The sequence below is a fragment of the Mesorhizobium sp. M0522 genome (genome assembly GCF_040321085.1).
Lineage (GTDB): Bacteria > Pseudomonadota > Alphaproteobacteria > Rhizobiales > Rhizobiaceae > Mesorhizobium.
Genome location: NZ_JAMYQW010000014.1, coordinates 104,387 through 122,656 on the forward strand (window position 1 = coordinate 104,387; position 18,270 = coordinate 122,656).

General features: G+C 63.9%; 17 protein-coding genes and 1 pseudogene. 10 read left to right on the top strand and 8 right to left on the bottom strand.

What is annotated here, in order from left to right; all coding sequences use genetic code 11:
* Positions 1 to 6: 6 nt before the first annotated feature.
* Both NKI58_RS17305 and NKI58_RS17310 read right to left on the bottom strand, forming a co-directional pair.
* Positions 7 to 132, bottom strand: a pseudogene (locus NKI58_RS17305) (LysR family transcriptional regulator); the annotation flags it as partial.
* Positions 133 to 233: 101 nt separating this feature from the next.
* Positions 234 to 1,439 (bottom strand): multidrug effflux MFS transporter, encoded by a 1,206-nt coding sequence (locus tag NKI58_RS17310; protein ID WP_352786726.1) that lies wholly within the window; start codon positions 1,437 to 1,439, stop codon positions 234 to 236.
* A 167-nt stretch (positions 1,440 to 1,606) separates the two neighbouring features.
* Here NKI58_RS17310 and NKI58_RS17315 point away from each other — a divergent pair, with 167 nt between their 5' ends.
* The 4 genes from NKI58_RS17315 (at position 1,607) to NKI58_RS17330 (ending at position 3,431) form a co-directional block, all read left to right on the top strand.
* Complete coding sequence (locus NKI58_RS17315; protein ID WP_352456524.1) at positions 1,607 to 2,296, top strand: TetR/AcrR family transcriptional regulator; 690 nt, start codon at positions 1,607 to 1,609, stop codon at positions 2,294 to 2,296.
* Positions 2,297 to 2,430: 134 nt separating this feature from the next.
* On the top strand, positions 2,431 to 2,967 hold the full coding sequence (locus NKI58_RS17320) for an SspB family protein (protein ID WP_023676707.1): 537 nt from the start codon (positions 2,431 to 2,433) through the stop codon (positions 2,965 to 2,967).
* A gap of 18 nt (positions 2,968 to 2,985) precedes the next feature.
* The gene (locus tag NKI58_RS17325; protein WP_023676708.1) at positions 2,986 to 3,189 is read left to right on the top strand and encodes a DUF4169 family protein; all 204 of its coding nucleotides are present in this window, start codon (positions 2,986 to 2,988) and stop codon (positions 3,187 to 3,189) included.
* Positions 3,190 to 3,209: 20 nt separating this feature from the next.
* Complete coding sequence (locus NKI58_RS17330; protein WP_023676709.1) at positions 3,210 to 3,431, top strand: ribbon-helix-helix domain-containing protein; 222 nt, start codon at positions 3,210 to 3,212, stop codon at positions 3,429 to 3,431.
* A 3-nt stretch (positions 3,432 to 3,434) separates the two neighbouring features.
* Here the strand turns inward: NKI58_RS17330 and NKI58_RS17335 are convergent, their stop codons facing one another.
* The gene (locus NKI58_RS17335; protein WP_352786727.1) at positions 3,435 to 5,228 is read right to left on the bottom strand and encodes a chloride channel protein; all 1,794 of its coding nucleotides are present in this window, start codon (positions 5,226 to 5,228) and stop codon (positions 3,435 to 3,437) included.
* 154 nt (positions 5,229 to 5,382) lie between these two features.
* On the opposite strand from NKI58_RS17335, the gene NKI58_RS17340 reads away from it, so the two are divergent.
* Entirely contained in the window at positions 5,383 to 5,820 is a 438-nt protein-coding gene (locus NKI58_RS17340; RefSeq protein ID WP_023676711.1) for a MarR family winged helix-turn-helix transcriptional regulator, read from the top strand.
* Between the two features lie 11 nt (positions 5,821 to 5,831).
* Here the strand turns inward: NKI58_RS17340 and NKI58_RS17345 are convergent, their stop codons facing one another.
* The gene (locus tag NKI58_RS17345; protein WP_352853564.1) at positions 5,832 to 9,941 is read right to left on the bottom strand and encodes an AsmA family protein; all 4,110 of its coding nucleotides are present in this window, start codon (positions 9,939 to 9,941) and stop codon (positions 5,832 to 5,834) included.
* Positions 9,942 to 10,035: 94 nt separating this feature from the next.
* On the bottom strand, positions 10,036 to 11,451 hold the full coding sequence (locus tag NKI58_RS17350; protein ID WP_352636643.1) for an FAD-binding oxidoreductase: 1,416 nt from the start codon (positions 11,449 to 11,451) through the stop codon (positions 10,036 to 10,038).
* A gap of 119 nt (positions 11,452 to 11,570) precedes the next feature.
* Between NKI58_RS17350 and NKI58_RS17355 the strand changes: the two genes are divergently transcribed.
* Entirely contained in the window at positions 11,571 to 12,056 is a 486-nt protein-coding gene (locus NKI58_RS17355; RefSeq protein WP_352786729.1) for a thioesterase family protein, read from the top strand.
* 147 nt (positions 12,057 to 12,203) lie between these two features.
* Complete coding sequence (locus tag NKI58_RS17360) at positions 12,204 to 12,401, top strand: hypothetical protein (protein WP_023676715.1); 198 nt, start codon at positions 12,204 to 12,206, stop codon at positions 12,399 to 12,401.
* A gap of 72 nt (positions 12,402 to 12,473) precedes the next feature.
* Here the strand turns inward: NKI58_RS17360 and NKI58_RS17365 are convergent, their stop codons facing one another.
* Positions 12,474 to 12,953, bottom strand: a complete 480-nt coding sequence (locus NKI58_RS17365) for an Lrp/AsnC family transcriptional regulator (RefSeq protein WP_352570508.1) — start codon at positions 12,951 to 12,953, stop codon at positions 12,474 to 12,476.
* 90 nt (positions 12,954 to 13,043) lie between these two features.
* Here NKI58_RS17365 and NKI58_RS17370 point away from each other — a divergent pair, with 90 nt between their 5' ends.
* Positions 13,044 to 13,946 carry an EamA family transporter gene (locus tag NKI58_RS17370; RefSeq protein WP_352570454.1) on the top strand — a complete coding sequence of 301 codons (903 nt, stop codon included), beginning with the start codon at positions 13,044 to 13,046 and terminating at the stop codon, positions 13,944 to 13,946.
* Here NKI58_RS17370 and NKI58_RS17375 read toward each other — a convergent pair whose 3' ends face one another.
* The gene (locus NKI58_RS17375; protein WP_352692008.1) at positions 13,947 to 14,846 is read right to left on the bottom strand and encodes a dienelactone hydrolase family protein; all 900 of its coding nucleotides are present in this window, start codon (positions 14,844 to 14,846) and stop codon (positions 13,947 to 13,949) included.
* 266 nt (positions 14,847 to 15,112) lie between these two features.
* Here NKI58_RS17375 and NKI58_RS17380 point away from each other — a divergent pair, with 266 nt between their 5' ends.
* Both NKI58_RS17380 and NKI58_RS17385 read left to right on the top strand, forming a co-directional pair.
* Complete coding sequence (locus NKI58_RS17380) at positions 15,113 to 15,262, top strand: hypothetical protein (protein WP_023676719.1); 150 nt, start codon at positions 15,113 to 15,115, stop codon at positions 15,260 to 15,262.
* Between the two features lie 9 nt (positions 15,263 to 15,271).
* On the top strand, positions 15,272 to 15,703 hold the full coding sequence (locus NKI58_RS17385) for a hypothetical protein (RefSeq protein ID WP_352692009.1): 432 nt from the start codon (positions 15,272 to 15,274) through the stop codon (positions 15,701 to 15,703).
* A 10-nt stretch (positions 15,704 to 15,713) separates the two neighbouring features.
* Here NKI58_RS17385 and NKI58_RS17390 read toward each other — a convergent pair whose 3' ends face one another.
* Positions 15,714 to 18,026 carry a glucose/quinate/shikimate family membrane-bound PQQ-dependent dehydrogenase gene (locus NKI58_RS17390; RefSeq protein ID WP_352786730.1) on the bottom strand — a complete coding sequence of 771 codons (2,313 nt, stop codon included), beginning with the start codon at positions 18,024 to 18,026 and terminating at the stop codon, positions 15,714 to 15,716.
* Positions 18,027 to 18,270: the final 244 nt, after the last annotated feature.

Genomic DNA, 18,270 nt, shown 5'->3' on the forward strand with positions numbered 1-18,270 from the left:
GCCTAGATCGCTTTCCAGCGCCTGGATCTGTTCGGTCACGCTCGATTGGGCAAGATGAACCCGCTCGGAAGCGCGCGTGATGTTCAAGGTGGTGGCGACCGCCACGAAGGTTTTGAGATGTCGAAGCTGCATGTCCTGAACCCGTCATATAGGCATAGGCTGCTTTGAACCGGGACCGCAAACGTGAAAAGGCCGGGAACATCGCCCGGCCTTTTTGTCTCGATAGGCGAAGTTTACTCCGCCGGCGCCTCCGCGACGTCCCGGCTGCGGCCGACCGTTATTTTGGCCAGTGTGAAGGAGATCGCCGCGCAGAGCGTGATGCCCGCCACCATCGGCAGCGGCGTGCCGTCGAAAAACACGCCGGCGACGCCCATGGCGACCGCGCCGATGGCGAAGTGCAGCGTGCCCATCAGCGCCGACGCGGTACCGGCGATCTCGCCATGCTCTTCCATGGCCAGCACCGACGTCGTCGGGATGACCAGGCCGAGAAAGCCGTAGCCGATGAACAGCAGCGCCGCCATCACGTCGAGCCGGTCGACACCCGATGCCATCACCGCGAACAGCACCACCATCGTCGTCGCATAGCCGGTCACCGCGACGCGCACCACGCGCTGCAGCCCGAACCGCTCCGACAGCAACCCGGTCAGCTGCGACATGCCGATAAAGGCAACCGCATTGATCGAGAAGAACACGCTGTAGACCGAAGGCGACAGGCCATAATGGTCGATCAGGATGAAGGACGAGCTCGACAGATAGACGAAGAAGCTCGCAATGCCGAAGCCGGCGATGGCCGTCAGTCCAAGGAAGTTGCGGTCGCCCATCAGGAAGCGGTAGCCGGAAAGTGCCGTCCCGAAGGACGACCCGGCGCGCTCCTCGACCGGCCGTGTCTCCTTGAGCGAGGTCGCCAGCAGGATGGTGGCGAGCACGGCCGCGCCCGTCACCGTCCAGAACACGGCGCGCCAGCCGAAATTCTCGATGATCTGGCTACCGGTCAGCGGTGCCAGGATCGGCGACACCGAAAACACAAGCATCAGCAGCGACATCAGCTTGGCGGCCTCGGTGCCGGTATGCAGATCGCGCACGATCGCGCGCGGCACGGCCATGCCGGCGCTGGCGCCGAGCCCTTGCAGGAAGCGGAAGGCGATCAGCCATTCGATCGAGGGAGCCAGCGCCGAGCCGACGCCGCCGACCATGAACAGCGCCAGGCCGCCGTAGAGTGGCAGCTTGCGGCCGACCATGTCGGAGATCGGTCCGACGACGATCTGGCCGAAGCCCATGGAAAGAAAGAAGATCAGCAGGCTCATCTGCACCGCGGCAGTGCCGGCATGCAGATCCTCACCGATTGAAGGCAGGGCCGGAAGATACATGTCGATGGCAAACGGGCCGATCGCGGACAATAGGCCGAGCACGACCGCAATGCGGAGGAATTTGGCGTTCATGATAGCAGGCTCTTTCGAATTCTGGTTGCCGCCGAGGACCGGCGCGTAACCCTAGGACGTTCCATCCCGTGGAGTTCCGACTCTTCTGCGGAACGAAACCCCCTTCGTGCAGTCCACAAATTTAGACAGGCTTGTCTAATTCGTCAACCACCTCTATATAGTTTTGCATGAAGGCCAACGTTTCTCCTGACATTTTCCCGCCGCGGGGCCATGAGGCCAAGCGGATGTCGATTGTCGATGCCGCCGCCTCAGTCTTCTGCCGCGAAAGCTTCGCCGGTGCCAATATCGACATGATTGCCGCCGAGGCCGGCGTCTCCCGCCAGACCATCTACAATCATCACGGCGACAAGGAAAAACTCTTCGTTGCCATCGTCCGCGACCTCACCGAACGTTGCAACGCCGGCATCTTTGCCACTATTTCCACTTTTCCCGATCAGCCGAAGGATCTCGAGGCCGACCTCATCGCCTTTGCTGTGCGGATGAACCACAACTGCATCTGCAACCGCGACGGCAAATTCCTGCGCAAGCTGATCCAGACCGAGGGCGGGCGCTATCCCGAGTTGTTCGCCGAATGGCGCGAAGAGGGACCGGGCAGGACATGGCCGGCGATCGCCGCCCGCTTCGCCCGCCTCGCTCATGCCGGCTTCCTTGATATCGACGATCCCGATGTCGCAGCGCGCCAGTTCATGGCGCTTGCCAATGCCGAGTTGCAGACGACGTTCATGCTCGGCGGCACACCGACCGAGGACGAGGTGGTGCAGTCGGCGACAAATGGCGTGCGCACCTTCCTGCGCGCCTTCGGCAAGCGGCAGCCTATGGCCCGGGCAAGCAAACAGGGCGCGCTCGCCAGCGCTTGACGATCAAAGCCGTTTGACGATCAAATCGTCGCCAATGGGCTTCGCTTCCTCACGCCGGCGATCTATATCCGGTTTACGCCGCGCTCAAGCTTGATTACAGCTATCAGGACGATTCAACGGAACCCGACAGCCACATGGCCGACGACCACATCCGCTACGACATTCTGGCCCAGGAGGCGTTGCGCGGCGTCATGCGCAAGGTCCTGGCCGAGGTCGCGCGCACCGGTCTCCCGGGCAACCATCATTTCTTCATCACCTTTCTCACCGGCGCGCCGGGCGTGCGCGTGTCGTCGCGGCTGCGCGAGCGCTATCCCGAACAGATGACCATCGTCATCCAGTTCCAGTATTGGGACCTGAAGGTGAGCGACACCGGCTTTGAGGTTGGGCTGTCGTTTTCCGACGTGCCGGAGAAACTGGAAATCCCGTTCTCGGCCGTACGTGGCTTTTACGACCCGTCCGTCAACTTCGAGCTCGAATTCGACGTCAAGACCGATACCCCGGCGGAACAGGAGACAAAGGCCAAGCCTGCTCCCGAACCGCTGGCCATCGTCGCCGAGAAAAAGCCCGAGACGAAGAAGAAAACCGCCGAGGCGGAAAAGAAGCCTGCCGCGGCCGACGCCGGCGCCAAGGGCGCCGACGTGGTGTCGCTTGACGCCTTCCGCAAGAAGTGACCCGACGGGCGGCGTGACATGGCCGAGATCGTCAATCTCCGTCAGGCACGCAAGCAGAAGGCGCGAGCCGAGAAGGAGCGCCTGGCCGAACAGAACCGGGCGCTGCATGGCCGTTCCAAACCCAGCCGGGATCGCGACCGCCTGATCGCCGACAAGGCCGATAAATTCGTCGCCGGCCATCGCCGCGAAAATTCGGGCGATTCGGACAAATCCGATGCTTGAAGTGTGAGTAGGATCGTCTCGTGAGCCCGGTGGAAAAGCGCTCGGTCACCATTCGCGGCCACCGCACCAGCTATTCGCTCGAAAAGCCTTTTTACGACGAACTGGGCGCCATCGCGGCCGTGCGAAAACTGACGCTCGCCGCGCTTGTCGCCGAAATCGACGAGAGCCGCCCGCGGGATGCCAATCTCTCCTCGGCGCTCCGGCTCTATGTGCTGGATTGGGCCAAGCGCGGCAAGTTGTAGCCTTCAGGCAACGCTATCCTGTTTCCTGTGCCGGATACGGAAGCCCAGCAAAGCCGAGCGGTCGCGTTCTTCGGCCTGTTTCTTCGATCTGACGCGCATCAGGTCCTTCCAGCCGACATAGCCCACCAGCCGGGCATTTTCTCGCGTGACGACCGGCAAATGGGACACATTCGCCATCAGCAGCTTGTCGGAGAGGCCCTCGAGATACTCATCCGGATAGGCCAGCGTGACCTTGCTGCCGGCCAGCAGTTCGCCAAGCGTCGTCGTGCGGTGCTTGCCGGCGCGTCTCCAGCGCAAGATCGCCGGCGGGTCGATGACGCCGAGCACGTGGCCCTCTTCGTCGACGACCGGAAAGCTCGGATGCCGTGTCTCGGGCGCCGTCAGGAACGCTGCAGCGCCATGCAGCGTCATCGTCGCCGGCACGCTTTCGACCTCGCTGGTCATCACTTCGCGCACCCTGGTCAGGGCGAACGGATCGACACGGTATTCGCGAACCATGTGATGCCCTCGCCTTGCAATTTTTTCGGTGAGGATCGAACGCTTCATCAATAGCACGGTCACCGCATGCGCGGTGGCAGTCGCCGCAATCAGCGGCACCAGGACATGGGTGTTGCCGGTCAGTTCGACCGCAAAGAAGGTGGCGGTCAGCGGCGCACGCATGGTGCCGCCCATCGTCGCCGCCATCGCCAGCAGCGCCCAGAAGCCCGGATCCGCGGCCGGCAGGAAGCCGGCGAGGACCGCGCCCATCGCCCCGCCCATGATCAGCAGCGGCGCCAGCACACCTCCCGACGTTCCCGAGCCGAGTGCGACCGACCAGATGATCGCCTTCACCACCAACAGCGTGAGCGCGGCGGTCGCTATCGTGCGGCCATCCAGCATGTCGGCGATATTGTCATAGCCGACGCCGAGCGCCTGCGGCTCGATCAGCCCGCCAATGCCGACCACCAGGCCGCCGAGCATCGGCCACCACATCCAGTGGATGGGCAGCTTCTGGAAACCGTCCTCGCAGGCATAGACCATCTGGGTCAGCAACCCTGATAGCAGCCCGGCTGCCATGCCGACCAGCACCCAGCCGGCAAGGCCGGGAAATGAAACCTCCATGCCGCCCTGAAACGGGAAGATCGGCCCCGGCAGATGCAGCATGGTGCGCTCGACCTCGGCAATGATGGCGGCGACCGCCACAGGAATGAAGCTGCGCGGCGTCCATTCGAAGAGCAGCAATTCCACCGCAAGCATGATGGCGGCGATCGGCGTTCCGAACACGGTGGTCATGCCGGCCGCCGCACCCGCCACCAGCAGCGTCTTGCGTTCATTGTCGCTGACCGGCAGCATCTGCGCTATCAGCGAACCGATGGCGCCGCCGGTCATGATGATCGGCCCTTCCGCGCCGAATGGCCCGCCGGTACCGATCGAGACCGCCGACGACAACGGCTTCAGGATTGCCACCTTGGCGTCGAGCCGCGAGCGTCCGAGCAGGATCGCCTCGATGGCTTCGGGAATACCATGGCCGCGAATCTTTTCGCTTCCGAAGCGAGCCATCACACCGATGATCAGTGCCCCGATGACCGGAACAAATACCGAGGCATAGCCAAGCGGCGTATCCTGCAGTTTCAGGTCGGCGAGCGTGAACTGGCCAAAATAGGCGATGTTCGTGGCAAGCCGGATCAGCTTCAAAAGGGCAATGCCGGCAAACAACCCCGCCGTCGCAACCACCACTGCTATGCCGGCAATGAGCAGCACCCGGGCATCGGTGGTAAAATCGCGCAGATGGCCGGGGTTGGCGTGATCGGACTTCATTTGCAAACCTTGCTTTCTGGCGGCGTGCCGACTTGCGGATGGGTCGCCGGCCGTGCCACCGAAGATGGCGGGCACGAGCCATGTTGGTGCGCTCTGTATCGTAACGCGATATAAATGTTCAAGGCCCGTTTGCGGCTTTGTCGGAAAGGAATCGATGGCAGACACTTCGAAGCCACAAAAGCGCGGCGCAACGATCGGGCCGGCCGACTACCAGAGGCTGTCCGAATTTCGTTACCTGATCCGCTGCTTTCTCGAATTCAGCCAGATCCAGGCGCAGGAAGCCGGCCTGACACCACGCCAGCATCAGGCCCTGCTTGCAATCAAAGGGTTCCCCGGCGGAGGGCCGGTGACCATTGGCGACCTCGCGGAGCGCCTGCGCATCCGCCATCACAGCGCAGTGGAATTGGTCAACCGTCTTTGCGAAGCCGGGCTCGTCGCGAGGGACCACGACGAGGAGGACCACCGCCGCGTGCTGCTGCGGCTGACCGAGCGCGCCGACGACAGTCTCGCCAACCTGTCAGCCGCTCATCTCGACGAACTCGGGCGGATCGAGCCGATGCTGAAGCGCTTGCTTGCTGGACGCGACACATAAGGGATGCGCCGTCACCCGCCATTCAGCGATTTTAGCAGATCGTCGATCGACGAGGGATCGAACTTGAGCTTTGGCGGGGGCTGCACTGGCGGTGGCACGTTATTTGCGGCCGGTGGCGCCCGTTCCGCTCGCTCCGCCGCGGCCTTGCGTTCGGCGTCGAGCCTTGCCTTCTCTTCCGAGGCGATCCGCAACGCCTCTTCCGCCCTCTGGCGTTGCTGTTCTTCGGCCTGCGCTGCTTCCTCGGCAGCCTGTTGCGCCGCCTTGGCTTTGGCTTCGGCCTTTGCAGCCGCCTCGGCTTTCGCCCTGGCCTCGGCTTCGGCCTTCGCCGCTGCATCCGCCTTCGCCTTGGCTTCAGCCTGCGCCCTGGCCTCCGCTTCGGCTTGGGCCTGCGCCTCAGCTTCGGCCTTTGCCTTGGCGTCCGCTTCAGCCTTCGCTTTGGCCTCAGCCTCCGCCCTCGCCTCCGCATCCGCCTGTGCCTTGGCGTCCGCTTCAGCCTTCGCCTTGGCTTCAGCCTGCGCCCTCGCCTCGGCTTCGGCTTGGGCCTGAGCCTCGGCTTCGGCCTTTGCCTTGGCGTCGGCCTCGGCCTTCAGCCGCGCTGCTTCCTGTTGTCTGCGCAGTTCCTCCGCCGCTCTTTCACGCTCGGTTTGCAGCGCAGCGTAGTAGCGCACCTCACGCCGCAGCCTTTGTTTCTCGAGCAGTGCGGCTTGCATGGCTTCGACCCGCTGCTGCTCCTTTTCCAGCGCACGCTGGGTCAGGAACTGTGCCAGCGGCTCGCTGTCGAACTGCCGTTTGGTGGCGCCGAACGGCCCGTCGACGCTGAAATTCAAAATCGGTTCGGAGCCGACCAGCGCCTCGTCGCCGGGCCGGTAAGCGATCTCGCCCTTGGCATCGACGGTGCTGGTATTCAGATCGGCGGTGATGTCGGCGGACAGCGTCGCGCCCGGGCTTTCGAATTTGACCGGTGGCGTCCTCAGCGTGCCGCCCGCGATGGTGAAGGCAATATCGGTGTCCTGCGCCGGAAAACTGCCCGACGCGGCGATCTGCGGCACAAAGCCGGCGGTCTTCGACGCGTCGATATCGCGCCCTATCGCGTCGGCCTTGGCGATGAATGCGCCAAAGGCATCGGGATTGAAGCCGGCAATAGTCATGCCCTTGAGCGTTGCCGTGCCGGAACCGGACAGCGCCGCAACCATCGCGTCGACCGATTTGCCGCTGGTCGAAAGCGCCGTCGAGAACTCGCCGCTTCCGCTGATGCCGGCCTCCGGCAGCACGGCTGCCAGATCGGCGCCGGCGAGTTTCATCTGACCGGAGAAAAGCCCGGTGCCGTCATTGTTCTTGAGCTCGAACAGGCCACTCAACGCGCCGCCGAGGAACTTTGCCTTGAGGTCGGAAACGCGGATGCCCTCCTGGTCGAGCTGCAGCGACAGCGCAGTGTCATAGGCGGTGGCAAGCGGGCCGGCGGCAAGCGACGCCGCCGTCAGATCGAGATCGGCGGTAAATGGCAGACTGGATTTCTGGCTGAACGGTGCCGTCGGCCAGGTCCTGTCATTGACAAGGAAGGCCTGGTCACCGAACAGCATCACCGCCATCGGATCGAGGTCCAGCTCGTCCAGCGACAGCGCGCCGGCAAGATGCGGCAGCCCCTCTTTGATGTCGATATTTACGTCACCGGAAACCGCCGCTTCGTTGACGGCGCCGCTGAGGCCGCTCAGCACCAGGAGACCATTGCCGTAATCGGCATCGGCCGCAAGCGACGTCGACATGCCGGTGCCCATGCCGGGCAGGCCGACGCCGGTCGTCATCAGCCATGGCTCGATGTCGGCCGTTTCAAGGCTGACCTTGCCCTTGGCGGCCGCGCCTTGAGGCGTGTCGGCAATTGTCCCGTCGAAACCAGCTTTGAAGTCGTTGCCGGCCAGGCTGAAGCGTGTCGCCAGGCCGCCGCCAAGCGTGCCTTTGGCCGAGACGTCGGTGGTCGCCTCGCCGAGCATGCCGAGTGGCAGCGCCGGCAGACCGTAAAGCGCCAGCAGCGCGGTGGCGTCGGCGTTCCTTGCGTTGAAGGTCAGCGTCACCGGCGCTTCGAGAGGCCGGTCGAGCGCCCCTTTGCCGGACAACGACGCCGAAAAGGCCGAGCCACCGGCCTTGCCCTGTGCGCTCATTGCCAGTCCAGTCGTACCGTCGCCATTGTCTGCGGCACTCGTGACCGCATCGATACGCGCATCCTGGAACAGCTCGGGATAGGCAGCAGCACGCTCCGCCAGCCCCTTCAGCACTGCATTGTCGGGATAATGCCGGACGGCGACGTCGATCAGCGGCTTGAGGTCGACGGCGACCACCGAGGCGTCGAGCTTGCCGGTCGGGCTCGCCGGGAAATCCTTAATTCGACCGGTGGCGCTGATCGAGGCGCCGGCAAGTCCGCCGACCGACAGGCGATCGATCTCAAGCAGCCCATCGCGCAATCTAAGCGCGGTGTCGACGCTATCGGCGGTCAACCCGCCGGCGCTGACCGGCCCGGCCTTGATCTGGAAATCGAGGTCGCGGTCGGAAAAGCGGTTGGCGCCCTTGTCGCTGACGAAGATCGAGGCGAAGGCGGCGAGCCCATCGACATCGAGTTCGCCACCTTTCAGTTGCATCAGCACCGATGGACGGGTGTCGTCGGGCTGGCTGGAATCGATGCGGCCGGAGAACTTCGCCTTGCCGAGGATGAGTTCGAGATCGCTGAAGGCCTGGTGCTTCTCGCTCAAATCCACCTTGGCCTTGAAGCCGGCGGCCGGCAAGCGGCGGATCGCCTCGTCGACGTCCTTCGACAGCCATGCGGCAAAGCCGGAGGGCTGCGCCACCGCCAGAAGCAGCGATCCGGTGAAACCGAAATGATCCTCGACGCTGACCATGCCATTGGCTTCCAGCTTGGCGCGGCCGGGCAGCGTGGCGGCCAGCGATTTTACCGCCCAGCCGCCCTCGGCCGGCTCGGCTGACAGATGCACGTCGCGAACGGTGGTGTCGCCTGCCACCACCGCCGGCAGTTTCACCTCGACCGTGCCCGGTATGGTTGGCTTCGGCAGATCGAGCAGCGCCTGCTCCAGCGCCGCCACCCGCTCGGATAGCGTCAATCCGGCACCGGCCGCCGCCCCCACGGCCTCGTCGAACTGCACCTGCGCGCCATTGGCCTCGATCGAGAAATGCGGCTTCAGCCCAAGGTCGACCGCAGCCTTGCCGTCGGCGGTGTAGGGATTGTCGAGCGGTCCCGTCTCGAAGCGGAATTCGTCGACGCCGAGCTTCTGGTGGTCGAGCGAAAACTTGCCGTTCAGCCTGAAGCCCGGGTCCGGTTTGCCGGCGCTGACTTTCAGTGCCTCGCCGCCGGTGCCGCGCAGCTGCGCCGCAGTTCGGTCTGCGCCCGATATCTTGAACTGGCCCGAATAGACCGCGGCGCCCTCGACGAGGCCCACATTGCCGTCGGTCTCGATGACCAGCGGATAGTCATCCGGATCGGCCTTGAGCCTGAGCCGCATTTGCCCGTCCGGTTCGGTCTTGCCGGTGGAAGCGGCGATCGTGGTCCGCAACCCGTCCAGCAACAGCGAGCCGTCCAGCCGCCAGGGGCCGGCCAGCGACTTGGCCGAGATCGTCGAGTTGATCTCGGAAATAAGATGGCTGCGCCCGCCGGCGGCGTGGCTGAGCGCGATCTGTCCTTCCGTCACCGTCAGCTTCTCGATGGAGATCTGGCCGGGATCGAAGGGCGAGGACGGCCGTATCGTCCAGTCGACCGTGCCGTCGGCGGCGATGTCGATCGTCGCCTTCGGCCGCACCAGCCGCATGTCGAAGATCAGCACCTCGCCGCGCAGGAATGGCGCAAGTTCTGCATCCATCGAAAAGGTTTCGACGGTCATCGCCGGCTGGCCGTTGGGGCCACCGGCAACGGCGACGTTCGAGAAGGTCACCGAGGGGAACGGCAGCAGCCTTGCCGTCGCATCGCCTCGCACGGTCACCTTGCGGCCCAGGACGGCACTGGCCTCGCGCTCGAAATCGGCGCGGTAACCTGTCCAGTCGACAAAGTACGGCACCACCAGCGCCGCACACAGCACCAGCACAAGAAGCCCACCGAAGATCACGAACAGGCGTGCGAGCATGAACTCCTAGACAGTTGATAGTAAAGTCAGTGGCACTCTACCCGCATCAGCGTGTCGATAAAGTGGCAAATCGGGGCGCGGCAGCGGCCTGATGTCAGTCCTTTCCCGGCAATATCTTGCCCGGGTTCATGATGTTCAGCGGATCGAGCGCCTGCTTGATCGTGCGCATGATGTCGACGCCATGGCCAAGCTCGTGCCGCAGGAAGCCGATCTTGCCCTGCCCTATGCCATGCTCGCCAGTGCAGGTGCCGTCCATGGCGATGGCCCTCATATTGAGCCGCGCCACGAATTTTTCCGCCAGCGCGATCTCTTTCGGATCGTCCACGTCCATCAGCACCAGCACATGGAAATTGCCGTCGCCGGCATGACCGACGATCGGCGCGATCAGGCCCATCTCCGCGATATCCGCCTCGGTCTCGGTGACGCATTCGGCAAAGCGCGAGATCGGCACGCAGACATCGGTCGAGAGGCCCTTGGCGCCCGGCCGCAGCGTCAGCGACGACCAATAGGCATCGTGCCTGGCTTTCCACAATTTTGTCCGCTCTTCGGCGACGCTGGTCCACAGGAACGGGCCGCCGCCATTTTCCTCGGCGATCATGCCGAAGGTCTCGGCCTGCTCGGCAACGCCGGCATCGCTGCCGTGGAACTCGACGAACAGGCAGGGGCTCTCCGGATAGTCGAGCTTCGAATAGGTCTTCATCGCCCGCATCTGCAGCGCGTTGACCAATTCGATGCGCGCCACCGGAATGCCCATCTGGATGGTCGCGATCACCGCGTTGCAGGCTGCCTCGACGCTGGGAAACGGGCAGACGCCGCCCGAAATCGCCTGCGGAATGCCCTGCAGCTTCAAGGTCAACTGGGTGATGATGCCAAGCGTGCCCTCCGAACCGATCAGCAGCCGCGTCAAATCATAGCCGGCCGAGCTTTTCTTGGCGCGCTTGCCGGTCGTCACGGCTTCGCCGTCGGCCATCACCGCCGTCAGCGACAGGACGTTTTCGCGCATCGTGCCGTAGCGCACCGCGTTGGTGCCCGATGCTCGTGTCGCAGCCATGCCGCCGAGCGAGGCATTGGCACCCGGGTCGATCGGAAAGAACAGGCCGGTGTCGCGCAGGTGCCGGTTGAGATCCTCGCGCGTCACGCCGGGCTCGACGGTGCAGTCGAGGTCCTGCGGATTGACTGCAATGATGCGGTTCATGCGTGACGTATCGAGTGAGATGCCGCCGCCCGGCGCATTGGTGTGGCCTTCCAGCGAAGAGCCGACGCCGAAGGCAATCACCGGCACGCGATGCGCCGCGCATGCGCGCACGATCTCCTGCACTTCCTCCGTCGTCTCGGCAAAGGCGACGCCGTCCGGCGCCTGCGTCGGAATATAGGTCGTGGTGTGCGCGTGCTGGGCGCGGATCGCCTGGCCGGTCTGGAATCGCTCGCCGAGCCGCTGCTTGAGGATGCCGAGTACGGCGGCAATGCCTTCTTCGTTGCGCTCGACCGGATTGAGGTCGCTTAGAGCCATCGATTCCTCCGCGAATGGACCAGCGTCCACCCTTGTTCTGCATCTAGGGATGCGTAGTCTCACCAACCACGCTCTGTCCAGTCCACGCTCATCCCGGCATGACGAGAAGGAAGTTTCCGATGCCCATCCCTGCCCCTTTCGTCTCTCGCGCCATGGACATCGAGGAGGCCTGGATCGACTACAACGGCCATCTCAACATGGCCTATTACAACGTGCTGTTCGACCGGTGCTCCGACGAAGCATTCGAGATGATGGGGATGGGGCCGGATTATGTGAAAGAACGACGGCTGACCATCTACACGGCGGAAGTCCATGTCTGCTACGTCCAGGAGTTGCATCTCGACCACAAGGTCACGATCTCGTTCCAACTCCTCGACCATGACGAGAAGCGGCTGAGGGCCTATCAGGAAATCCGGCATCTCGACGGCTGGCTTGCCGCCACATCCGAAACGCTGTCGCTGCATGTCGACATGGCTGGCCCGAAGGTAGCGCCCTTCCCCGCCGACGTCCTGGCCAGGGTGAAAGCGATGCGCGCCGCCCATGCCGCCCTGCCGATGCCGGAGCGCGCCGGCCGCTCGATCGGGTTTCGTCGTAAGCCGGCTTGAACCACGGTCCAACCGCCGTTAACCTTACCGAGGTTTTAACGTGAACAAGCCGAATTGAGACGTTGAACGACTCAGCGCGGCGTTGGAAAACCGTCCGCATCGAAGTGCGATACGGGCGGCGGAGCAGCAGCGGTTCGGGGAACGTGCATGAAAACCGATATCAAGGTCGAGGCGGACAGGCTGGCGGCTGATCCACGCATCACCGACTATGATTTCTGGCGCTCGCTGAAGAACCTCAATAACGAGATCTTCCACATCGCCAACAACAACGAGCCGATCCCCTTCGCCATGATCCGCTGGCGCGCCATCCTGAAGCAGGCGCGGATGAAACGCGGCCACGCCTGAACGGTGGGGGAAGAAACAGACCGGCTGTCCGGTTTGCATTTCTGATGATGTGCTGACGAACGATCCCAAGCGTCAAGGCGGCCGCTTCACCGCCCCGAGCGGCGACCGCGGCGCCACCGGCGACGACTGGATGATCGCCGTGTTGGTCATCGCATAGGGAATGATGCGGTCGATCACCCGTTCGAGTTCAGCCACCGAGCCGACATGCGCCAGCGCGATGAAACAGTCTTCACCGGTGACCCGGTCGCATTGGGCGATTTCCGGCAGGTCGCGGATGATCTCGGCGACGACGGCGAGCTGCCCCGGCACTGGCCGAATGCGCAGCCATGCCGACAATTTCATGCCGAGCGCGGCCGGATTGATGCGCACCGTGTAGGCCTCGATCACACCGCTTTCCTGCAGTCGCTTGATGCGCTCGGCAACGCTCGGCGCCGACAGGCCGACCGAGCGGGCCAGTTCAGCGGTGCTGGTGCGTGCATCCTCTTCCAGCAAGCGCAGGATTTTCAGGTCAGCCGCATCCAGATCGGAATTTTCATTTCGAAGGCGTTTCAGCGCAATGTTCCTTGCTTTCAGAAAGGGAAAAGGCGTAATGCCCGGCCATCATCCATATCAATGGCAAAAATCGCCTGCGATACTGATCCTATGGAAGATCGGACGCAAGCCCCAGCAGCAAGTCCGGCACTCGCCGGCCCCGCCTTTACCCTGGCGAACTCGGTGCCACCGCATCTCTGGTTCGGCGTCAGCGCCGTGTTCCACTATCTCGGGCCGGCCTTCGCGGTGCTGCTGTTCCCGCATGTCGGCGTGCTCGGCATGGCTTGGCTGCGCATCGCCACCGCGGCACTCGTCTTTGCCCCATTGACCCGGCCATGGGCGGTCTTCGCCCGCGCCGATCGCGCGACGCGGTTGTTGCTTGTGGCTTTCGGGGTCTGCCTTGGGGTGATGAATTGCTCGTTTTACCTGGCGCTCGACCGGCTGCCGATCTCGCTGGTGGCGGCGATCGAATTCGTCGGCACCATCGGCGTTGCGCTTGTTGGCCTCAGAAGCCCGCGCAATCTCGCCGCCCTCGCAATCGCTGTCGCCGGCACCCTGTTGCTGATCGACGTCAAATGGTCGAGCGATCCCGTCGGCCTGTTCTGGGCCTTCCTCAACGGCACGCTGTTCGTTGGCTACATCGTGCTCGGCCACCGCGTCGCGCGCGCCGGCGCCGGCGATGGCATCGCCGGGCTGGGTGCCGCCATGGCGGTCGCCCTTCTCGTCGTTCTGCCGATCGGTTTCGCCGATGCTCTGCCGGCTTTCTCGGCGCCGCCGCTGCTGCTTGCGGGGGTCGGCGTCGGCATCTGCTCGTCGGTCATTCCCTATATTTGCGACCAGCTTGCCATGTCGCGGCTGCCGCGCTCCAGCTTCGCGCTGATGCTGTCATTGCTGCCGGTCACCGCAACGTTGATCGGCGTCATCGTGCTGCGGCAGGTGCCGAGCCTCACCGACTGCCTTGGCATCGCCCTGGTGGTGGCCGGCGTGGCGTTCCATAAGCCGGCGCCGGACTGATCAGGCCAGCTTCTCCTTGAGGAAAGCGATCGTCCGGCCCCAGGCGAGGTCAGCCGCCTTCTTGTCGTAGCGGGCCGCCGACGTTTCGTTGTTGAAGGCATGGTTGGCGCCTTCATAGACATAGACCGAGTATTCGACATGGGCCGCGTCGAGTGCCTTCTTGAAGGCATCGATGCCGGCATTGGTGCGGGTGTCGAGCCCGGCATAATGCAGCATGAGCGCGGCCTTGATCTTCGGCACGTCCTCGGCCTGTGGCTGCATGCCGTAATAGGCGACGGCGGCGGCGAGGTCCGGCGCGTTGACGGCCAGCATGTTCACCGTGCCGCCGCCCCAGCAGAAGCCGACAGCGCCGACCTTGCCGTTGCCGTCCTTGTAGCCTTTGAGGTAGGCGACAGTTGCCACGGCATTGGCGGCGACCTGTGCTGGATCGAGCTGGGAAAACAGGTCACGTGCCCTGTTTTCATCGTCCGGTGTGCCGCCGAGCGGTGTCATGAAGTCCGGCGCAAGCGCCACGAACCCTTCCAGCGCCACGCGCCGCGCCACATCGCGAATATGCGGGTTGAGACCCCTGTTCTCGTGCACCACGATGACCGTGCCAAGCTTGCCGGTCTGGTCCGCCGGCCTGACCAGATAGCCCTTCATCTCGCCGGCGCTGCCGGGATAGCTGATGTCCTTGCCTTTCACACGCGGATCGTCTTCCGCCACGATTGCCGCCTGGGCCGAGTTCGCCGCCAGCAGCGGCGCGATCGCGGCAGCTGCCGCACCCGATCCGGCAAGCCTGGTCAATTGCTCCATGAAGCGCCGTCGGTCGAGCGTCAGATGCGTGTATTCGTCATAGGCATCGATCATCGCCTGGGTAATGACAGGCTCGACGACAGTGGGTCCGGCAGGTGTTGTCATGGCGCGCTCCTCGTCGGCCCCCCGCGGCAACATAGAGCCGAAGCTTGCCTGGTCCAGTCACGGCTGAGTGAGGCTGCCATAAGTCCCTGCACGAGGCCGTGATGCCTCGCGCCGCACTGTCGTTAAATTTTGGTCCTTTGTGGCAATGCTAAATGCACGCACCACAATGTAAAACGAAGGGCTATGCCATACTCGGGCCATTTGGCGAACGAGAATGGCCATTTGGCGGGAAAAGAATGCCTGATTGACGACGAAGGAATACGCCCATGACCTTTCCCTCCCCGCTTCTGGCAAGTGGGTTCGCCCTCGCCGCTATGGCTTTGCTGGCGCTGCGGTTCACGGCCTTCACCGCCTTCAAACGATCGTTGATCAAGATCCGCGCCAACCGGCACCCGCCCGCAAACACCAAAGCCTGAGGAAAGGTCATGGACGTTCAGGACATCATCAACACCGTCTCCCAGAAATCCGGTCTCAACCAGGCTTTGACGGAAAAGATCGCCGGCACGATTTTCTCGGTGCTCGAACACGAGGCGGAAGGCACGACCCTGTCGAACTTCTTCGCCAAAATCCCGGGAGCAGACGCCCTGGCCAAGCAGTATGATGTCATGGCTCCCGGCGCGGCTTCCGGTGGTGGCCTCCTGTCCTCGCTGGAGGGCGCGCTCGGTGGCGCTCTCGGCGAAAAGACCGGCGCGCTGATCAACGGCGTCGCCATACTCAAGGCATCAGGCCTTACGCTCGCACAGATCAGCCAGGCCGGCACGATGCTGGTCCAGCAGGCCGAGACAGCCGCCGGCCCGCAGCTGACCAGTGAGGTACTTGCATCGGTACCCGACCTGAAAGGGCATCTCGGGCTCTGAAGGAACTTCTCTATTTCGGCAGCGTATAGGCCATCACATAGTCGCCCGGCTTGGTACCGACCGAGCCGTGGCCGCCGGCAACGATGACGACCAACTGGCGCCCGTCGGCTACCGTGTAGGTCATCGGTGTCGACTGCCCGCCCGCCGGCAGCCGCGCCTGCCAGAGCTGTTTGCCGGTCGTCAGGTCATAAGCGCGCACATAGTCATCGACCGCCGCACCGAGGAAGGCGACGCCGCCGGCAGTAATCATCGGCCCGCCAATGCCGGGCACGCCGACCTTGAATGGCAGCGGCAATGGCGTCATGTCGTAGACGGTGCCGTTGCGATGCTTGTAGACGATCTTTCCGGTCCGAAGGTCGGCACCCGCCACATAGCCCCAGGGCGGCGCCTGGCAGGGAATGCCGAGCGGCGACAGGAACGGCTTCAATATTACTGCGTAAGGCGCACCATCATTGCGGTTCAGGCCCTGTTCGCTGCCCTTGGTGTCGCCGGGCGGCGGCACGTCGGCGCGCGGCACCAGCTTGGAGATGAACGCCAGGTATGTCGGCATGCCGAACATCACCTGCCGGACCGGATCGACTGCCACGCCGCCCCAGTTGAAGGTGCCGAAATTGCCGGGGTAGATCAGCGAGCCCTGCAGCGACGGCGGCGTGTAGCGGCCCTCATAGCGCAACTTCCGGAGCTCGATCCGGCAGGCCAGCTGGTCGAACATGGTGATGCCCCACATGTCGGCACCGGTCAGCGGTTTCGGACTGAAGCTCAGGTCCGAGAGCGGCTGCGTCGGCGAGGTATGGTCGCCCTCGATCGCGCCGCCCGGCGCCGGTACTTCCTTGACCGGAACGATCGGCTCGCCGCTGCGCCGGTCGAGCACATAGAGGTCGCCCTGCTTGGTCGGCCCGACCAGCGCCGGCACCACGCCACTTTCCGTGGTGATGTCGACCAGCGTCGGCTGCGCCGGCACGTCCATGTCCCAGAGATCGTGGTGCACGGTCTGCCGCACCCAGCGCAATTGTCCGCTGTTGAGATCGAGCGCGGTGATCGAAGAGGAGAATTTCTCGTCATTGGCGCTGCGTCCGGCACCGAGTTGGTCCGGCGTCTTGTTGCCGAGCGGCACATAAAGCAGCCCGAGCTTCTCGTCGACGCTCGCCGTCGACCACATGTTGGGCGAGTTGTTGGTGTAGGTCTGGTCCGGCGGCAGCGGCGTCGTCTGGTCCGGATTGCCGGAATCCCAATTCCACAACAGCGCGCCGGTGTCGGCATCGTAGGCACGGATGACCCCGGACGGCTCCTGCGTCGAATAATTGTCGTTGACCGCGCCGCCGACGATGATCTTGTTGGCGACGATCAGCGGCGCCGAGGTCGAATAATAATAGCCCGGCTTCGGATATGGCATGTTGGCGAGCAGGTTCAGCGTGCCGCCTTCGGCGAAAGTCGGGCAGACCTGGCCATTCGCCGCATCGAGCGCGATCAGCCGGGCGTCGGATGTCGGCAGGTAGATGTGTGTGGCGCAGGGCTGGCCGGCGGCGACCTTGGCATCGGCATAATAGGACACGCCGCGGCAGGTCTGGTGCTGGCGGTCCTTGTTGAGCTTGACCTGCGGATCGAAGCGCCATTTCTCCTTACCGCTCGCGGCATCGATGGCGATGGCGAAATTATGCGGCGTGCAGATGTAGAGCGTGTCGGCGATTTTTAGCGGCGTCACCTGATAGGTCGTCTCGCCAATGTCGTCGGGCCCTTTCACGTCGCCGGTGCGATAGGTCCAGGCCGGCTGCAGATTGGCAACGTTTTCGGCGGTGATCTGGTCGAGCGGCGAATAGCGCTGGCCATATTGCGTGCGACCGTAATAGTGCCATTCGCCAGCCGGCACGTTGCCGCCGAGATCGGCCGTCGGCGTCACCTTGTCGGTGTTGAGTTCACCCGCAATATCCTTTGGATCGGTCGTCATCGAATAGCCGGCGACCGCAAGCGAGGCCAGCACGGCGAGGATCAGCGGCGCGCGTCCGTCGGGACCGGTAAGCCCGCGCCGCGCCCATGGCGTCAACAGCCATAGCGCGACAAGCACGATGATGCCGCCGCGCGGGCCGAGCTCCCACCAGTCGAAGCCGATCTCCCAGACCGCCCAGGCGAGCGTGCCGAGCACGATCGCCGCGTAGAGCCACAGCGCCGTGGATCTGCGCCTGTAGAGCAGCCAGGCCGCGACAAGGAAAGCTAGACCGACGATGACGTAATACCAGCTGCCCCCCAGCGTCACGAGCCAGATGCCGCCGCCGCCAACCGCCAGGCCGATGAGGAAAAGGATCAGGGAGGTGATGACCACAGCCAAGACGGTGCTCCTTCGACTGGTGCGCTCCGCGACGCGTCCATGGGCAACCCCGCATTGCGTTCCTGCCCCCACGCAACTTTCTCCGGCCCGCCTCCCCTGTCAAGCAAGCTCGGCGTTTTACGGCGCCGGCCCATCGCAAGCCCGGCGTTTTGGTTAGCGGACCCATTCAGATTGTGAGTCTACCGACTGGACAGAGAACAAAACGGAGACACTTCTGGCCTTTCGCTGCCGAATCACTACATTC